13 protein-coding genes are annotated in these 17,127 nt (G+C 66.8%); 6 read left to right on the top strand and 7 right to left on the bottom strand.

The features are described 5' to 3' along the window. Positions 1–38: 38 nt before the first annotated feature. From AC5P88_RS00900 to AC5P88_RS00890, 3 genes are all read right to left on the bottom strand, one after another. Positions 39–275: an HP1242/YdcH family protein gene (locus tag AC5P88_RS00900; RefSeq protein ID WP_005407964.1), complete on the bottom strand. Its 237-nt coding sequence runs from the start codon at positions 273–275 to the stop codon at positions 39–41. 324 nt (positions 276–599) lie between these two features. Next, a complete protein-coding gene (locus AC5P88_RS00895; RefSeq protein ID WP_111204270.1) occupies positions 600–1,484 on the bottom strand; it encodes an OmpA family protein in 885 nt (294 codons plus the stop codon). After that, complete coding sequence (locus AC5P88_RS00890; protein ID WP_005407961.1) at positions 1,481–1,846, bottom strand: DUF4398 domain-containing protein; 366 nt, start codon at positions 1,844–1,846, stop codon at positions 1,481–1,483. The genes AC5P88_RS00895 and AC5P88_RS00890 overlap by 4 nt, the downstream gene beginning before the upstream one ends. Before the next feature lie 121 nt (positions 1,847–1,967). Between AC5P88_RS00890 and AC5P88_RS00885 the strand changes: the two genes are divergently transcribed. The 3 genes from AC5P88_RS00885 (at position 1,968) to AC5P88_RS00875 (ending at position 5,964) form a co-directional block, all read left to right on the top strand. Continuing rightward, entirely contained in the window at positions 1,968–3,095 is a 1,128-nt protein-coding gene (locus AC5P88_RS00885) for a PilT/PilU family type 4a pilus ATPase (protein ID WP_004141526.1), read from the top strand. A 108-nt stretch (positions 3,096–3,203) separates the two neighbouring features. After that, on the top strand, positions 3,204–4,487 hold the full coding sequence (locus AC5P88_RS00880; protein ID WP_111111840.1) for a putative DNA modification/repair radical SAM protein: 1,284 nt from the start codon (positions 3,204–3,206) through the stop codon (positions 4,485–4,487). Continuing rightward, a complete protein-coding gene (locus AC5P88_RS00875) occupies positions 4,468–5,964 on the top strand; it encodes a UdgX family uracil-DNA binding protein (RefSeq protein WP_495224051.1) in 1,497 nt (498 codons plus the stop codon). The genes AC5P88_RS00880 and AC5P88_RS00875 overlap by 20 nt, the downstream gene beginning before the upstream one ends. Positions 5,965–5,997: 33 nt before the next feature. Here the strand turns inward: AC5P88_RS00875 and maiA are convergent, their stop codons facing one another. Both maiA and AC5P88_RS00865 read right to left on the bottom strand, forming a co-directional pair. Continuing rightward, entirely contained in the window at positions 5,998–6,666 is a 669-nt protein-coding gene (gene maiA / locus AC5P88_RS00870) for a maleylacetoacetate isomerase (RefSeq protein ID WP_495224050.1), read from the bottom strand. 14 nt (positions 6,667–6,680) lie between these two features. Further along, a complete protein-coding gene (locus tag AC5P88_RS00865) occupies positions 6,681–7,670 on the bottom strand; it encodes a fumarylacetoacetate hydrolase family protein (RefSeq protein ID WP_164137462.1) in 990 nt (329 codons plus the stop codon). Between the two features lie 990 nt (positions 7,671–8,660). On the opposite strand from AC5P88_RS00865, the gene AC5P88_RS00860 reads away from it, so the two are divergent. Further along, on the top strand, positions 8,661–10,076 hold the full coding sequence (locus tag AC5P88_RS00860) for a DEAD/DEAH box helicase (RefSeq protein WP_164254893.1): 1,416 nt from the start codon (positions 8,661–8,663) through the stop codon (positions 10,074–10,076). Between the two features lie 607 nt (positions 10,077–10,683). Here the strand turns inward: AC5P88_RS00860 and AC5P88_RS00855 are convergent. Both AC5P88_RS00855 and AC5P88_RS00850 read right to left on the bottom strand, forming a co-directional pair. Then, positions 10,684–13,278, bottom strand: a complete 2,595-nt coding sequence (locus tag AC5P88_RS00855) for a M14 metallopeptidase family protein (protein WP_495224049.1) — start codon at positions 13,276–13,278, stop codon at positions 10,684–10,686. A 74-nt stretch (positions 13,279–13,352) separates the two neighbouring features. Further along, positions 13,353–15,992 carry a TonB-dependent receptor plug domain-containing protein gene (locus AC5P88_RS00850; protein WP_495224047.1) on the bottom strand — a complete coding sequence of 880 codons (2,640 nt, stop codon included), beginning with the start codon at positions 15,990–15,992 and terminating at the stop codon, positions 13,353–13,355. Positions 15,993–16,184: 192 nt separating this feature from the next. On the opposite strand from AC5P88_RS00850, the gene queD reads away from it, so the two are divergent. Continuing rightward, positions 16,185–16,547: a 6-carboxytetrahydropterin synthase QueD gene (gene queD / locus AC5P88_RS00845; RefSeq protein ID WP_004141227.1), complete on the top strand. Its 363-nt coding sequence runs from the start codon at positions 16,185–16,187 to the stop codon at positions 16,545–16,547. Between the two features lie 116 nt (positions 16,548–16,663). Continuing rightward, the gene (locus tag AC5P88_RS00840; protein WP_111113628.1) at positions 16,664–17,011 is read left to right on the top strand and encodes a phasin family protein; all 348 of its coding nucleotides are present in this window, start codon (positions 16,664–16,666) and stop codon (positions 17,009–17,011) included. Positions 17,012–17,127: the final 116 nt, after the last annotated feature.

Here is a 17,127-nt window from a genome sequence, read left to right as displayed (position 1 = left end):
ATGGCCGGGTCACGCCGTTCCGGGCGTGACGGGGTGCGTCAAAGCGTGGGGGACGTCGTTGGGAGCGGTGTTTCATACATTCGCAGAAGTCGTTGCTTGGCCAGCAGCTTTTCGCGCTTCATGCGACCCAGGGTGACATCATCGATCGGGAGTACACCCAACTCCGCGTCCATGCACTTCTTGTTCAACTTGCGGTGCTGGTCATGGAGTGCCCTGAACTCCGGATCACGCGCGCGACGTGCGTCGATCTCGCTCTGGGGCTGATCTTCAAACATGATGGACCTCCTTCGACAGATACACGAACGCCCCGGCCGCAAGGCACGGGGCGTTGTTCATGGAGGAGCGCCGGTCGATGGCCACCTGGACGCCTGCAACGACCTGCGGCACTGGCCTGCGCACGTCGATCTGCTGCGGTTCGCGCCCTGCTTGCATCGGCCCGGCCCTCCCATCGTCCGGTCCGCGGCATTGCGTCCCGGACGATTGACCCTACGCCTGCTCAAGGCGGGGTACAAGACCCCTGCGTCAAAAAGACCGAACCCCGCCGGGGCGGGGTTCAGGCTGAATGCTCATCACAACGAAAAACAAACGATATCAAGCAATTACGGGGCGATGATGACCTCGGCCGAACGTGCCTGGGTGGAGGCCGCCTTCTTGCCGGCGAGCTGGATCCGGTTGCTCGCGACACCCGCAGCAACCAGTGCGTCACGCAGGGCCTCGGCACGCTTCTGGCCTACGCCGTTGGCACTGTCGTAGGCCTCGATGCGCAGGCGGCCCTTCTTGCCGATGTTCAGGTATTCGGCCAACGCCTTGGCCTGGTTGCGGGCGCCGCCGGACAGGCTGGAGGCGCCGGCGGCAAACGCATCGCCACGGAAGGTGAAGACCTCGCCGCGGCCATCGAACTTCGAACCCGGCAGCTTCTGCCCGGACACCAGCTCGGCTTCCTCGCGGGCCAGCTTGGCGGCGTTCTGCTGGGCGGCGCTGAGGCGCTGCTGCTGCTTGCCGGCCACGCTGGTCAGGGCGTTCTCGGCGTCCTGGCGGGCCAAGGTCTCGGCCTCGGCAGCCTGGCGCAGGCGTTCAGCCTCCTCGGCCTGCATCTGTGCCTGCATGCGCAGCTGTTCGGCTTCCTGGCGGGCGCGCGCGGCGTCGCGGCGGCTGGCCTCGATCAGCAGGTCACTGCGGGTCCGCTCCAGGCGGTCGACCTCGCGGGCGGCCAGCGCGGTACGCACGGCCGTCTCGGCGATCTCCACCCGGCGCTCGGCCAGGTAGGTGGCCAGTTCCTGGTCGCGGCGCTTGGCCTTGTCCAGGGTGGCGATGGCCTGCTGGGCCTGCATGCGCTCGAAGGCGCCCAGCTCAGCGGTATCCGGGTTGGCCTGGATGGCCATCAGGCGCTGGCTCAGCTGCGCCACCATCGGGTTGTCAGCGGCCACGGCCAGCGTAGGCAGCGCCAGCAGCACGGCCAGGGTTGCGGCAGTCATCGGCTTCACCGGCGATCCTCCCCGGTCGACAGCTGGCGTTGCAGCTGGTTGACCTCGTTGCGGCGCAGCTGCAGCTGGGCGGTCACGGTGGCTTCCTCGCTGCGCACGCGGGCCAGGTCGGCATCGGCGGCGGCACGCAGGGCCATTGCCGGGGCGTTCTTGCGCTCGCGGCGGTCGCCGGCGGCGCGCTGGGCCTGCTCCAGCCCCTGCCGGGCCAGCCCGATCAGGTCCGGGGCGTACTGGTCGGCATCGGCCTGGGTGGCCTTGTCGACCGCCTGCCGGGCCTGGGCCAGTTCCATCGCGCCATCCTGCGCCCAGGCGGGGGCAGACAGTGCGAATGCAAACGCCATCACATACAGGCTGTGGCGCATTCGTGCGAAGCTAAGTCGTTTCATTGGGGAGGCCGTACCGGTTGTCGGTTCACGGCCATTGTCGTCAAGCCGACACCGTGCTGGCAACGGGCGTCGGCCGTTTCGTTGGGGAAAATTCGCAATGGATATCGGCTACTTCCTGAAGCTGATGACCGAAAAGAACGCTTCGGACATGTTTCTGACCACCGGGGCACCGGTCTACATCAAGATCGAGGGGAAGCTCTATCCGCTGGGCAATACCGGCCTGCCGCCGGGCATGGTCAAGAAGATCGCCTACTCGCTGATGGACGAAGGCCAGGTGCCGCAGTTCGAGCGCGAGCTGGAGCTCAACATGGCCATCGCCCTGCCCGATGCCGGTCGTTTCCGCGTCAATGTGTTCAAGCAGCGCGGTGAAGTCGGCATGGTCATCCGCGCCATCCGCAGCCGGATTCCGAGCATCGAAGAGCTGAACCTGCCGCAGGTGCTGAAGGACGTCATCATGACCCCGCGTGGGCTGGTGCTGGTGGTGGGGTCCACCGGCTCGGGCAAGTCCACCTCGCTGGCATCGATGATCGACCACCGCAACAGCACCACCACCGGTCACATCCTCACCATCGAGGACCCGATCGAGTACCTGCACAAGCACAAGATGTCGATCGTCAACCAGCGCGAGGTCGGGCTGGACACCCATGCCTTCCACAACGCGCTGAAGAACGCGATGCGTGAAGCGCCGGACGTGATCCTGATCGGCGAGATCCTGGACGCGGAAACGATGGAGGCGGCGATCGCCTTCGCCGAGACCGGCCACCTGTGCCTGGCCACCCTGCACTCCAACAACGCCGACCAGACCATCGAGCGCATCCTCAACTTCTTCCCGGAAAGCGCGCACAAGAACGTGCTGATGAACCTGGCGCTGAACCTGCGCGCGGTGATCAGCCAGCGCCTGGTGAAGAACAAGGAAGGCCGTCGCCTGCCGGCCACCGAAGTGCTGCTCAACACGCCGATGATCCGCGACCTGCTGCGTCGCGGCCAGGTGCACGAGATCAAGGCGGCGATGGAAGCATCCCTGGAAGAGGGCATGGAGAGTTTCGACCAGTGCCTGTTCCGGCTGGCCAAGGCCGGCACCATCGAGCAGGAGGAAGCGCTGCGCGCCGCCGACTCGCGCGACGGCCTGGCGCTGAAGTTCCGCCTGTCCGAAGGCAGCAGCGGCGAGCACGATCCCTACGCGGATTTCTCGGCCGGCGCGCCAAGCATCACCCACGGGTTCTGATCCCCGCAGCTCTTTCGACACCGGTAGCGCCGGGCCATGCCCGGCGCAAGCCTGAAGGATTCAGGGCCGATCTCATCCATTGAGACCGCTCATCCGTAGGTTTCCGCAATGGAAACCATCCGCAAGCTTGCCATCCTGGCTGACGCCGCCAAGTACGATGCCTCCTGCGCCTCCAGCGGCTCGGGCAAGCGCGACTCACGCGCCAGCGGCGGCATCGGCAGCACCGAAGGCATGGGCATCTGCCACAGCTATACGCCGGATGGCCGTTGCGTTTCGTTGTTGAAGATCCTGCTGACCAACTTCTGCGTCTACGACTGCGCGTACTGCGTGAACCGCGTGTCCAGCAATGTGCCCCGCGCGCGCTTCAGCGTGGACGAGGTGGTCGCGCTCACCCTGGACTTCTACAAGCGCAACTACATCGAGGGCCTGTTCCTTTCCAGCGGCATCATCCGCAATGCGGACTACACCATGGAGCAGATGGTGGAAGTAGCGCGGCAACTGCGCGAGGAACACCGCTACGCCGGTTACATCCACCTCAAGACCATTCCCGAAGCGTCGCCGGAACTGCTGGCCAGCGCTGGGCGCTACGCCGACCGGCTGTCGATCAACGTGGAGCTGCCCACCGAAGCCGGGCTGAGCGCGCTGGCACCGGAGAAGACCGTACAGTCGATCCGCGGTGCAATGGGCGAGCTGCGCTGGCGCATCGAGGAAGCCAGGGAAGCGCGCAAGGCGCCGGCGGTGGTCGCGCCGGTAGCCACCCGCAGCGCGCGTCCGCGCCCTCCCCGCTTCGCACCGGCAGGGCAGAGCACGCAGATGATCGTCGGCGCTGACGGCGCCAACGACCGGCAGATCCTCGCCAGCGCCGATGCGCTCTACGGCAACTACCGGATGCGCCGGGTGTACTACTCCGCCTTCAGCCCGATTCCGGATGCCAGCCGCCAGCTGCCGCTGCAGCCGCCGCCCCTGCAGCGCGAGCACCGCCTGTACCAGGCCGACTGGCTGCTGCGCTTCTACGGCTATGGCGTGGATGAAATCACCGATACCACCCAGGCCGGCATGCTCGATCTGGACATCGACCCGAAGATGGCCTGGGCGATCCGCCACCCAGAACGCTTCCCCGTGGATCTCAACCGCGCGCCGAAGGAAATGCTGCTGCGCGTACCCGGGTTGGGCGTGCGCAATGTGAAGCGGGTGCTGATGGCGCGCCGCCACGGTCGCCTGCGGGTTGCCGATGTGGCACGCCTGAAGGCGCCGATGAGCAAACTGCTGCCATTCGTGCTGCTGGCCGACCACCACCCGCGCAGGGCGCTGGACGATCCGGCGGCGCTGCGCGCCCAATTGGCCCCACCGCCCCGTCAGGGATCGCTGTTCGATGCCCCACCGTCAGCCTGACGCACGGCGCTGGTCGCTGCGGGTGGATCCGCCGTGGTCGCTGGAGGCCTGGCGCAACGGTGCGCGCGATGCCCTGTTGCGCGGCATCGCACCGGAACAGCTGGACTGGCTGGAGGGCAACGACGCATCACTGCTGGATGCGCCGGCGGTCAGCTCCGCGCCCGTGCTGGCCGATGCCGGCGTGCCGAACGTACCGCGCGACTTCCTTGAACTGGCGGCCACCTGCCTGTGTCATCGCGATGTGCAACGTATGGCCCTGCTGTACCGGCTGCTGTGGCGCATCACCCATGGCGAGCGCTCGGTGCTGTCGAATCCCGCCGATGCCGACGTGCTGCGCGCAACCGCGCTCGCCCAGGCCGTTCGCCGCGATACCCACAAGATGAAGGCGTTCGTGCGCTTCCGCGAAGTCCCCGGCCAGCCCGAGGCGTTCATCGCGTGGTTCGAACCACAGCATCACATCGTCGATCGGGTGGCGCCGTTCTTCGCGCGCCGCTTCACTGGCATGCGCTGGGCCATCCTGACACCGTCACGCAGCGTGGCTTGGGATGGGCAGGCACTGGCGTTCGGGCCAGGTGCACGGCGTGAGGACGCCCCGGCAGAAGACGCGCGCGAGGCACTGTGGCAGACCTACTACGCCAGCATCTTCAATCCGGCCCGGCTCAACACGCGGATGATGATGCAGGAGATGCCGGTCAAGTACTGGCGCCACCTGCCCGAGGCGCAGCTGCTGCCGCGCCTGGTGCGCGATGCGGGCGATCGCGTGCAGGAAATGCATGACCGGCCAGCGCAGGCACCGCAACGGAAGATGCCTGCGCGGACGCGGGCGCCAATGCCCGCCGCCGACACCAAGGGATTGCAGACACTGCGCCAACAGGCGCTGGCCTGCCGCCAGTGCCCGCTGTGGGAAGCAGCCACGCAGGTGGTGTTCGGTGAAGGCCCGGTCGATGCCCGGATCATGGTGGTCGGCGAGCAGCCGGGCGACGTCGAGGATCTGCGTGGCCAGCCGTTCGCCGGCCCGGCTGGCCAACTGCTGGACCGTGCCCTGGCCGAGCTGGGAATCGATCGCGCCACGCTGTACCTGACCAATGCGGTGAAGCACTTCCACCATGAGCGCCGCGGCAGGATCCGGCTGCACAAGCGTCCGGAAAGCCGCCACATCCAGGCCTGCCGGCCGTGGCTGATGGGCGAGATCGCGCGGGTGCGGCCGCAGATCATCGTCTGCCTGGGCGCAACCGCGGCAGCCTCGGTCTTTGGCCGGGATTTCAATCTGTCGCACGACCGAGGACGTTGGCACACGCTGGAGGACGGCACCCGCGGCTACGCCACCGTGCATCCGGCGTGGGTGCTGCGGCAGGGCGGTGATGCACGCCGCGAGGCCGGCTATCGGCTGTTCCGGGAGGACCTTCGGCAGATGCTGCGAGGGGATGGGGAATCCGCCGGGCATGGCCCGGCGCTACCACGGGCCGGGGACCGGTAGCGCCGGGCCGCGCCCGGCGAGCGAAGCGGCCTGTCAGGCGGCGTCGGGCTGGTTTTCCGGGCGCGCGCGCTCGAAGGCGTTCAACGCCTGGCAGGCGGCCTCGATGCGGCGCAGGGTCGGGTACGGCGCCAGGTCGAGGCCGAAGCGGTGGGCGTTGTAGAGCTGCGGCAGCAGGCAAAGATCGGCCAGGCCGGGGCGGTCGCCGTGGCAGAAGGTGCCGGTGTCGCGGCTGTTGGCCAGCATCGCTTCCATCGCGGCAAAGCCTTCGGCGATCCAGTGCAGGGTCCATTGCGTGCGGGCGTCGGCCGGCAGTTGCAGGTCGCGTTCCAGGTACTGCATCACCCGCAGGTTGTTGATCGGATGGATATCGCAGGCCACCAGCTGGGCCAGCGCCCGCACCCGCGCGCGGCCGGCGGCGTCGGCCGGCAGCAGCGGCACCTGCGGGAAGCGCTCTTCCAGGTACTCGACGATCGCCAATGACTGGGTCAGCGTGTGCCCATCGTGCAGCAGGGTCGGCACCAGCTGCTGCGGATTGAGCGCGCGATAGGCGCCAAGGTGCTGCTCGCCACCGTCGCGGACCAGGTGCACCGGCCGGGCCTCCCAGGCCAGGCCCTTCAGCTCCAGGCCGATGCGCACGCGGTAGGCGGCGCTGGATCGCCAGTAGGTGTACAGCACGATGCCGTCGTCAACCAGGATCTCCATCGCCGCCTCCATGCTCAGGGCTTGGCCGCCTGTTCGATGCGCTGCTCGATCGCACCGAAGATGCTGTTGCCGGCGGCATCGAGCATCTCGATGCGGACCACATCGCCGAACGACATGAACGGCGTGCTCGGCTTGCCATCACGCAGGGTTTCGACCACGCGCTGCTCGGCGAAGCACGACGCACCCTTGCTGGTGTCTTCGTTGGCGATGGTGCCGGAGCCGACGATGGTGCCAGCACCCAGAGGGCGGGTCTTGGCCGCATGCGCGACCAGCTGGGCGAAGTTGAACTGCATGTCCACGCCCGCTTCCGGCGCACCGAACCACTGGCCGTTGATATGGGTCAGCAGCGGCAGGTGCACCTTGCTGTCCTGCCACGCAGCGCCCAGCTCGTCAGGGGTGACGAACACCGGCGACAGCGCCGAACGCGGCTTGGACTGCAGGAAGCCGAAGCCCTTGGCCAGCTCGCCCGGAATCAGGTTGCGCAGCGAGACGTCGTTGACCAGACCGACCAGCTGGATGTGGCCCGCCGCCTGTTCAGGGGTAGCCGCCATCGGCACGTCGTCGGTGATCACCACGATCTCCGCTTCCAGGTCGATGCCGTAGTCCTCGCTGACCACCTTGACCGCATCGCGCGGGCCATGGAAACCGGCGCTGGTGGCCTGGTACATCAGCGGGTCGGTGTAGAAGCTCTCCGGTACTTCGGCGCCACGGGCGCGGCGCACGCGCTCGACATGCGGCAGGTAGGCGCTGCCGTCGACGAATTCATAGGCGCGCGGCATCGGTGCGGCCAGCGCCTGCACATCCAGGTCGAACACGCCATCGGCATCGCCAGCGTTGAGCGATTCGTACAGCGCGTTCAGGCGCGGCGCGATGTGGCTCCAGTCCTCCAGGGCCTGCTGCAGGGTGGCGGCAATGCCGGTGGCGCGCACGCCGTGGCGCAGGTCACGCGAGACGACGATCAGGGTGCCGTCGCGGCCGCCTTCCTTCAAAGAACCAAGCTTCATGGGTGGGTGTCCGGAGTCGTGGGCAAACAAGTTTCAAGTGTAATCAAATCTGCGGCGACGCCAAGCTGCAGCGCGGCATCGGGCCACCCTACCGTAGTGGGGGTTCGGCAGGGTTGCACCCTGCACCTGCTGGAGGCCAGGGCAACGTCAAATGCCAAAGCGGCTCTGGTTTTCTGTGAGTTGGGCGGGGCGGTGTGGGTGGGCAGGACACGCCGTAAACCCGTCCCTGGGGCTCGATGGCGCCATCCATGGCGCCAACGGTCCTGCCCGCCCACACCGCCCCACCTTTGACAGCTTCCCGGTGACGGTCGGTAGATCCACGCCACGCGTGGATGAAATCTGCCAGATATCGAACGAAGTTCCGGGGTCAGATCCGTTTTCCTGCGGAAAACGGATCTGACCCCATCGGCACTCCCAACAGCTCGCGGGAAACTGTCGAAGGCGGGGTGGGTCCGGTGGCGGGAGTGTCCGCGGCATGGATGCCGCGGCCAAGCCCCCATGGGTGAGGGCGCTTTGCTTGCGAAGCACTGCTTCGCAAGTGCCCGAACGCCCAGCCGCCAGCGGCTGGGCCGGACTGGGGGTTTACGGCGTCTCCCGCCACCGGACCCACCCCGCCATCCCTCAGGAAACCCGCCTTTAACGTTGACGTTGACGTTGACGTGGCTTCGGCCTCTGCGGGTGCAGGGCGCAGCCCTGCAGAGAGCCCCCTACCTGAACGGGGCTTTTTGCGCGAGGTCTCAGCCATCGGTTAGACTAGGCGGGTCTGCAGCGGCCGTCCGTTTCCCTTCGGGATCGCCGGCGTCCGGGGTCCGCCCCGTCGCCCGCCCCCACTCCGACACCGTTCGTCACGCATTCCAGCCTGCGCTCCGCGCCGGCTGCACCCAACTTCTCGCAGCGCGGTTCACGGGAACGCTCCGAGTCAGCCGATCAGTTTGATCTGCCCCCGTCTGTCCGTTCGGACAGGCGTTTCTTGTACTTGGAGCAAACTCAATGTCTTTTGAATCGCTGGGCCTGGCGCCCTTCCTGCTGCGTGCGCTTGCCGAGCAGGGCTACGAAAACCCGACCCCGATCCAGCAGCAGGCGATCCCGCTGGCGCTGGCCGGTCGCGACCTGCTGGCCGGTGCACAGACCGGTACCGGCAAGACCGCTGCCTTCGGCCTGCCGCTGCTGCAGCACCTGGGCACCGCCTCGCAGGAAGTGCGCAGCGGCCCGCGCAAGCCGCGTGCGCTGATCCTGGCCCCGACCCGCGAACTGGCCACCCAGGTGCACGACAGCCTGCGCGGCTACAGCAAGTACCTGCGCATCCCCAGCGCCTGCATCTACGGCGGCGTCGGCATGGGCAACCAGCTGGACATCCTGCGCCGTGGCGTGGACCTGCTGGTGGCCTGCCCGGGCCGCCTGATCGACCACCTGGAGCGTCGCAGCATCGACCTGTCCGGCATTGAACTGCTGGTGCTGGACGAAGCCGACCGCATGCTCGACATGGGCTTCCTGCCGTCGATCAAGCGCATCCTGGCCAAGCTGCCGAAGCAGAACCGCCAGACCCTGCTGTTCTCGGCCACCTTCGAGGACAACATCCGCCAGCTGGCGCTGGAGTTCATGCGCAACCCGGAACAGATCCAGGTGACGCCGAAGAACACCGTGGCCGAAACCATCACCCATCGCGTGCACCCGGTCGATGCCGGCCGCAAGCGTGACCTGCTGCTGCACCTGCTGGCGCAGGACAGCCGTGAGCAGACGCTGGTGTTCGCCCGCACCAAGCACGGCAGCGACAAGCTGGCCACGTTCCTGGAAAAGTCCGGTATCAAGACCGCGGCGATCCACGGCAACAAGAGCCAGGGCCAGCGCCTGCGTGCACTGGGCGACTTCAAGGCCGGCCGCGTGACCGTGCTGGTGGCCACCGATATCGCCGCGCGCGGCATCGACATCAACGAGCTGCCGAAGGTGATCAACTTCGACCTGCCGATGGTGGCCGAGGACTATGTGCACCGCATCGGTCGTACCGGCCGCAACGGCGCGACCGGCCAGGCGATTTCGCTGGTGGCGCAGGATGAAGTGAAGCTGCTGCGTGCGATCGTGCGCCTGCTGGGCCGCGACATGGACATCCGCGATGTGCCGGGCTTCGAGCTGCAGGTGCCGATCCGCTGGGGCAACAGTGCACCGGGCAAGGCCGAGCACGATACCGGCGAGCGCGCACCGCGCAAGAGCCACGCACGTCGTCCGCACGGCGATGCACCGCGCCATGCGCATGCGGGCCCGAAGAAGGCCGGTGGCGGCCGTCGCGAGGGCGGTGGCAATGGCCAGCAGCGCGCCGGTGCGGGTCAGGGCCAGCGTCGTGGCGGTGGCGGCAATGGTGGCGGCCGTGGCCGCGGCCAGGGTGGCAACGGCGGCGGTCGCGCCGGCTGATCCCAGCTGACATGGTTGGTGCTTCCCGCTGCGCGGGGGGCTTATCGAGGGACGGCGCTGACGCGCCGTCCCTTTTTTGTTGCTGACTACCGTGAGTAGAAGCCGGCGGTGTGCTGCGCTGAGGGCGGATGGGCGTGGGGCCAGCGCAAAACACGCCGTAAACCCATCCATGGGGGCTCGGTCGGCGCATCCATGCGCCTCACGGTTTTGCGCTGGCCCCACGCCCATCCGCTTCAAGCATTGCCTGCGCCTTCTTCTCCCGCCGGGTAGTCGGGAGAAGAAAGATCAAATTCAAATTCAAATTCAAAGGCAAAAGCCGAAGCCGCAGTGCCCGCTTTTGCTTTTGCTCCCGTCTTGGGGTCTGATGCGTCCGCGCCCGCAGGAAACCGTCGAGGGGCGGCCGGGCGGGCTGCGCAGGACCGTTGGCGCCATGGGCCCGAGGCATGCCTCGGGCGGGTTGGGCAGGACGCCCAACCCCGGTCTTGCCGTGTGCGCAGGAAAGCGCACACGAGCAAGGCGCCATCGAGCCCCCAAGGACGGGTTTACGGCGTGTCCTGCGCAGCCCGCCCGGCCGCCCCCACACGCACCAGTCAAGGCGCCAAACGCCTCAACCCCGCGCTTTACTCGGATTCACCAGATTCCCGAAGAAGATCGCGTTGATCAGCAGCCGATCCGTCCCGTGCCAGTACTTGCGATGCGCCGGATCATCGGCGAACAGCACCACGTTGCCCTGCCCCTGCGCCGACACCAGCAGCCATGCGCTGCCCGCCACCCGCGTGCGGTTACGCTCGGACAGGTAGCCGTTCACCCGCGGCGGCGTGTCGATGCGCACCACCGTCGAGAACGGATTCGCGCTCGGCTGCAGCGTCACCGTGTTCTCCTTGTTGATCGCCAGCTGCCGGCGCGGCACGCCGAACGCCAACGGATGGCTGGTATCGACATCGGCACTGAGGATGTTGCCGCTGACCCGCTCGATCGCAGCGATGTCGCGCTGGTCGCCGAACGCACGGCGGCTCTCATCAGCAGCCTCTTCTTCCTTGCCAAGCTTCTCGCCGTCGGCAAGCTTCTGTTCGATCGCCCACTTCGATGCACTGCCGTAGGTCACCAGCGAGCCACCGGCCTGTACCCAGCGCTTCAAGGCAGTCACCGCCGATGCGTCGACGGCGGCATAGCTGCCGCCAGACAGCACGATCGTGGTGTAACGGTCCAGCGACACCTTGCCCAACTGCTGCGGATCCAGCTTGCTGGCCGGCAGGCGCAACTGCTGGTCAAGCAGGAACCAGGCCGAGCCGATCTCGGTGGCGGCCACGCCCTCGCCCATCACCAGCGCCACAGCAGGCTTGCGCAGCGCCTTGACGCCATCGCTGCCGAGGTCGATGCCCTCGCGGCTGCGGCCGCTGGACAACGCATGCACCTGCACGCCGGCATCGCGTGCGGCAGCACTCACTGCATCCAGCAACGCCGTGCCCTGCAGTGGTTGTCCAGCCACCGGAATGACGATGCTGCCGGCGGCGAAGCCGGCCTCGCCCTGTGCGGTGGAAGCGGTGAACGGCTGGAACGTTGCGCGTGTGCTCAGGCCCTTGGCCTGCAGCACGGCAAGTGCACGCCCGGCGTTGTAGTCGCGCCAGTCGATGACATAGGCGAAGCCGGCCTGGCCACCCAGCACTGCGCCCTGCTCCGCTGGCAGCGCGGCCACGCGGGCGCCACCGTCGATGCGGCTGCGGCTGCCCGCGAAGGCCACACCATACGCCGGCGCGATCGCGTAACTGGTGCTGCCGTAGAATACGTCGCCCTTGATCGGCGGCGTCTCGGCAAAAATCGAATGGACCAGGCGGAACTGCGCCTGCTGCACCGGCACCACGTAGGCGCTGCCGGCATCGAAGCGCTGCCCATCGACAGTAACTGCACGATCCAGCGCGCGCACCTCGATGCGATGCAGCAGCAACAGTTCCAGCAGGCGGCGGGTCAACGCCGGATCATGCGCATCTCCAAACACGAAGCTTTTCACCGGCTGCTGCGCGGCCTGCTTCAGCGCGCTCTGGAAGAACTGCTTCTGCAGGTCGAACAGCCCATTGCGCTCGGCCACCGCGCCACGCACGGTGCCCAGCCCGGTGGCGACCTGGTTGCGGATGGTGAACGGGAAGGTCAGCAGGCCATTCACCGATTCCTGCACGCGGCCACGCGAACTGGCCTGCTCGACGGTCACGCCGACCGCGCCGTGGAAGTCCGGATAGGTAGAGCCGTACACCGGCGAGAAGTTGTCGAAATTCTCGCCGGTGTAGTACAGCGAACCCAGCGCATCCAGCGCCTGTGCGTGGTACTTGGCCAGGGTCTTGTTGAATTCATATGATGCCGCCGGGATCAACGGGCTGTGCATGCTCTTCGGCGAAGGCTCGAAGTAGTACGTGCTGTCCTTGCCCATTTCGTGGAAATCGATCTGTACGTTCGGATACCACTGATGGAACACCTCCACCTTCGGCCGTGAGTCCTGCTGGGTCAGCGCAAGCCAGTCGCGGTTGAGATCGGTGAAGTAGTGGTTGGTGCGGCCCTGCGGGAATGGCTCGACGTGTTCCTTGTCGGCGGGGTCGGCCGAGGCTGGATCGGACGCCCAGGCGTTGTGCCAGTTGACGGCGCGGTCGCGGCCGTCAGGGTTCTGCGCCGGATCGAACAGCACCACCGCCTGCTGCAGCCATTGCTGGGTTTCTGCGCTGCGGTTGGCCACCAGGTAGTAAGCGGTCAGCATCGCCGCTTCGGCGCTGGAGGTTTCGTTGCCGTGCACGCTGTAGCCCAGCCACACCACCACCGGGCTGTCGCCGGCCGCGCTGCGTGGCTGCGCCGGATCGACCAGGGTCGCGTGCTGCTGGCGGAGCTGCTCCAGCCGCGCGTGGTTGCCGGCGGCGGTGACCGTTGCAATCAACAGCGGGCGGCCTTCATAGCTGCGCCCGATCTCGCGCACGCTGATCCTGTCCGAGCGCTTCGCGAGTTCCTGGAAGTACGCCACCAACTGGTCGTGCCGGGTGTAACGACTGCCGATCGGATAGCCAAGGAACTGTTCCGGCGTGGGAATGGACGTATCGAACGTGGCCACTTCGGTGGACTGCGGGAAGAAATACGCACTCTGTGCCTGCGCCGGCTGCGGCGAGGACAGCGCGGTGGCGGCGGCGATCAACAACGGAAGAACGGCACGACGATGCAAGGACACGGTGACTCCCCAGGAACCCAACGGCAGACAGTCGCGCGGCCGGCCCCCGAAGGTGACCGGCCGCAACGGATGGATCAGAAGCGGTAATCGAAACCGAGCGTGAAGTAGCGGCCGCGCAGGTCGTACTGGCTGAAGTCGTACGGCGCGCGGATGCCCGGGAACGAGGCGTCGTACGGCGGCGTCTTGTCGGCCAGGTTCTGCACCTTGGCGTACACGGTCAGCTTGTCCACGCCGGTGTAGGCCAGGTAGAGGTCGTACTGGCTGTAGCTGCCGACGCGCGTCTGCACGGCCTTGGCCGCGGTGCTCGCTTCCTGGCGGTAGCCGCTGGTGTAGTACCAGGTTACGGCGGCGTTGAAATCGCCGTACTTCCAGTCCAGCGTGGTGGTGGCCTTGTCCTTGGGCAGGGTCGCGCCGAGGTTGCTTCCGGCGTAGTCCACCAGCGGGCCACCGACCACGGTCGGGCGACGGTAGTCGCGCACGTGGGTGTAGGCCGAGGATACGGTGAAGTCGCCGAGCGCAGCGGTCGGGATGCGCTGGCGCAGTTCGACGTCGATGCCCGAGGTCTTCAGCTCGCTCAGGTTCTGGTAGCGGTTGTAGACCGCCTGCAGCTTGCCGCGCTCATCGCGCTGCACGGCACCGGCCACGTTGTCGTTGACCAGGGTCTGGGTGTTGTTGGTGCCGACCAGGTTGTCCAGCTGGATGCGGTAGTAGTCCACGCTCAGGTTGGTGTTGGCCCACGGCGACAGCACCACGCCGAAGTTCACGCTTTTGGTGCGTTCGGGCTTCAATTCGTTGTTGCCGACGGTGAAGAAGGTCGGGTTCTGGCGCGAGCCCGGCACGTCCGGATCACGCGGGTCGACCACGCTGCCGTAGGCGATGCTGGTGCTGTTGGAGTTCTCCGACAGCGACGGTGCACGGAAGCCCTTCGAGGCCGACGCACGCACCAGCAGGAAGTCCAGCGGCTGCCAGCGCAGGCCGATCTTCGGCGAGAAGGCATCGCCGAAATCGTCGTAGTGGTCGGCGCGCGCGGCGGCGGACAGCTCCAGCGTCGAGGCCAGCGGCACGTTCACTTCGGCATATGCCGCACTGACCTGGCGCTTGCCGTGCACTTCGGCAATGGCCGGGCGCACCTGCAGGCCGGCATCGATCTGCCACGGGTTGTTGGAATCGAGCTTCTCGCGGCGCCACTCGGCACCCGCAGCGAAACCAATCTCGCCGGCCCAGGTGTGGCCCAGGCTGCCGGAGATCTTCGCGTCGATGCCCTGCAGCTTGGATTCGGCCGGGCGCAGCGTGGCGATGTTGATCGAGTCGCGCACCGACTTCGGCGTCGCCGCCGGGTTCAGCAGGTTGTAGCTGCCCGAGGCCAGTGCATCGGCCAGCGCCCAGCGGTTGGCGAAGCCACCAGAGACGCTCTCGCGCTCGCTGCTGCGTGCACCGAACGCAGCCACTTCCCAGTCCCACGACGCGGTGGTGCCACGCAGGCCGAACACGCCGCGGTAGGCGGTGGAGCGGTTGGTCTTGATCGTGCCGCCGAGGTCGAAGAAGGTGTACTCGATCGGGATCGCACGGCCGTACGGGTTGTAAGGATTGTTGGCAGGCAGCAGCGACGACACCGGCTCCGCCAGGCCGCTGTTCGCGTTCAGTGCGAAGCGGCCACTCTCCAGGGTGAAGAACGGGCTGCTGCCGAACCACGCGGCACTCTTGATCTGGCTGTACAGCACTTCGCCGAAGGCTTCGACGCTGTCGCTCAGGCGGAAGGTGCCGTTGGCATAGGCCTGGTAGCGCTTGGTCGAGGGGATCAGCGTGGTGAACGGTGCCTGGTTGAAGCCGCAGGTATCGCCGCTAAGGCCGTCGATCGGTGCGCTGGCGACGCGGGTGGTACCGGCCGGGCAATTGCCGTTGGCATCGAGCATCGGTACCGACACGCCGTTGACCAGGTAGCGCGCGCCTTTGGCCGACCAGCCGTTCCAGCGGCCACCGGGCTTGTCGGTGTAGATGCCGCTGCTGGTCAGGTTGCGCTCGTCCTGATCGAGGCGCTCGCGGTTGTAACCCTGCAGGCTGAAGAGAATGTTGTAGCCGTCGGTGTCGAGGTCGCCGAGGCCACCGACGAACTTCAGGTTCTGCTCGTGCAGGCCGCCCTGGTCGGCGCCGCCGAAGCTGCCGCCGACCTCGGCGCCTTCGAAGTTCTGCCGGGTGATGATGTTGACCACGCCGGCCACGGCGTCGGAGCCGTACACCGCCGAGGCGCCGTCCTTGAGCACTTCGATGCGCTCGACCGCGACCAGCGGCAGCGCGTTGAGATCGACGAAGGTGTCGGACAGGCCACCGGCCGGGAAACCATAGTTGGCCAGGCGGCGGCCGTTGAGCAGCACCAGCGTGTTCTTCTGCGACAGGCCGCGCAGGCCGATGCCGGCCGAGCCGGACGCCCAACCATTGTTGGTGGTTTCGTTGCTGGCGTTGCCGGTGTTGGCCGAGATCGAACGCAGCACGTCAGCCACGGTGGCCTTGCCGGTCTGTTCCAGCTGCTGGCGGCCGATCACCTGCACCGGGTTGGAGGCCTCGGTATCGGTGCGCTTGATGTTGGAACCGGTGACGCGCACAGCGGCCAGGGTGCTGGCTTCGCCACTGGCATCGGCGGAGTTTTCGGCGGCGGCGGACAAAGGCGCGGCCAGAGCGACGGCCAGGGCCGCCACGAGCAGGGTGTGCTTGGGCATGACGATGTGGGGGAGGTGGTAAGGGCGATGAAGTTCCGCAGTAGTCCATGCCTGGCCGGGGTCCGGCCAATAACATCTCTTCATACGGATATAAGAGAAGCTATCATCTCTTCATCCGGATGAAAAGACTTTCTTCACGAAAGGCCAACATCCACTCAGGCTGCCCGGCTGCCCGCGGCGTACAATCGCGCCATGGAAATCTTCAAAGTCTTCATGCTCGAGGCGGCGCACCGCCTCCCCAACGTGCCGCCGGGGCACAAGTGCGCGCGCCTGCACGGCCACTCGTTCCGGGTGGAACTGAAGGTCGAGGGCGAGCCCGGCGCGCAGACCGGCTGGATCATGGACTTCGGCGACGTGAAGGCGGCCTTCCAGCCGATCTACGACCGCCTGGACCACCACTACCTCAATGACATTCCCGGCCTGGAGAACCCCACCAGCGAGAACCTGGCAGTGTGGATCTGGAATGAACTCAAGCCCAGCCTGCCGGCGCTGAGCGAGATCACCGTGCACGAAACCTGCACCTCGGGCTGCCGCTACCGCGGCCCTGCGATCTGATCAAACCATTGATCTGAAAGGTTTTTCAAAGGCGCCCTGGGCGCCTTTGTTATTTTTGTTGCAATGCGGCATCAAGGGCGTATGCTGCAATGCATCAAGCCACTTCCTGATGCCCCATGGCCGCCGCCTTCAGCGATCGCTTCAGTGATGCCACCCGCCAGCTAGCAGCCGCGGCAACGCGCGCGAACCGGTTGGCGTTGGAGAACGCAGAAAGCATGTTCGGCGTGCAGTTGAAGGCGATGGAGCGCAACCTGACCGCCACCAGCGGCTGGCTGGGCGAACTGGCCCGTAGTGAAGACGCGGCCGGTACGCTCTCCAAGGGCGCGCAACTGTGGCAGGACAACCTGCAACGACTGGGCCAGGCCCAGCAGGACATGGTCGGGCTCGGCCTGCAGGCCAGCAAGGCCTGGTCCGAACTGGCGCAGGGTTACAACGCATCAACCGCGGACGCGAACAGTCACTGACGCGACGCAACGCTCATTGCATGGGTCCCTCCCCCCATGCAATCCGGACCCGGCAGATCCCTCCCTCTGCCGGGTCTTTTTTTACCTGGCGTCTGGATTTCGAAGTGCGTCCTCGT

Source organism: Stenotrophomonas sp. YJH_SMC_8 (assembly GCF_059371315.1).
Note: the sequence above shows the minus strand (reverse complement) of the source record. Positions and strands in the feature narration are given on the sequence as shown.

Excerpts from the sequence above, each read along its gene's own strand:
- AC5P88_RS00900 (WP_005407964.1), bottom strand. The coding sequence starts at position 275 with ATGTTTGAAGATCAGCCCCAGAGCGAGATCGACGCACGTCGCGCGCGT.
- AC5P88_RS00890 (WP_005407961.1), bottom strand. The coding sequence starts at position 1,846 with ATGCGCCACAGCCTGTATGTGATGGCGTTTGCATTCGCACTGTCTGCC.
- AC5P88_RS00885 (WP_004141526.1), top strand. The coding sequence starts at position 1,968 with ATGGATATCGGCTACTTCCTGAAGCTGATGACCGAAAAGAACGCTTCG.
- AC5P88_RS00880 (WP_111111840.1), top strand. The coding sequence starts at position 3,204 with ATGGAAACCATCCGCAAGCTTGCCATCCTGGCTGACGCCGCCAAGTAC.
- AC5P88_RS00875 (WP_495224051.1), top strand. The coding sequence starts at position 4,468 with ATGCCCCACCGTCAGCCTGACGCACGGCGCTGGTCGCTGCGGGTGGAT.
- maiA (WP_495224050.1), bottom strand. The coding sequence starts at position 6,666 with ATGGAGATCCTGGTTGACGACGGCATCGTGCTGTACACCTACTGGCGA.
- AC5P88_RS00865 (WP_164137462.1), bottom strand. The coding sequence starts at position 7,670 with ATGAAGCTTGGTTCTTTGAAGGAAGGCGGCCGCGACGGCACCCTGATC.
- AC5P88_RS00860 (WP_164254893.1), top strand. The coding sequence starts at position 8,661 with ATGTCTTTTGAATCGCTGGGCCTGGCGCCCTTCCTGCTGCGTGCGCTT.
- AC5P88_RS00850 (WP_495224047.1), bottom strand. The coding sequence starts at position 15,992 with ATGCCCAAGCACACCCTGCTCGTGGCGGCCCTGGCCGTCGCTCTGGCC.
- queD (WP_004141227.1), top strand. The coding sequence starts at position 16,185 with ATGGAAATCTTCAAAGTCTTCATGCTCGAGGCGGCGCACCGCCTCCCC.
- AC5P88_RS00840 (WP_111113628.1), top strand. The coding sequence starts at position 16,664 with ATGGCCGCCGCCTTCAGCGATCGCTTCAGTGATGCCACCCGCCAGCTA.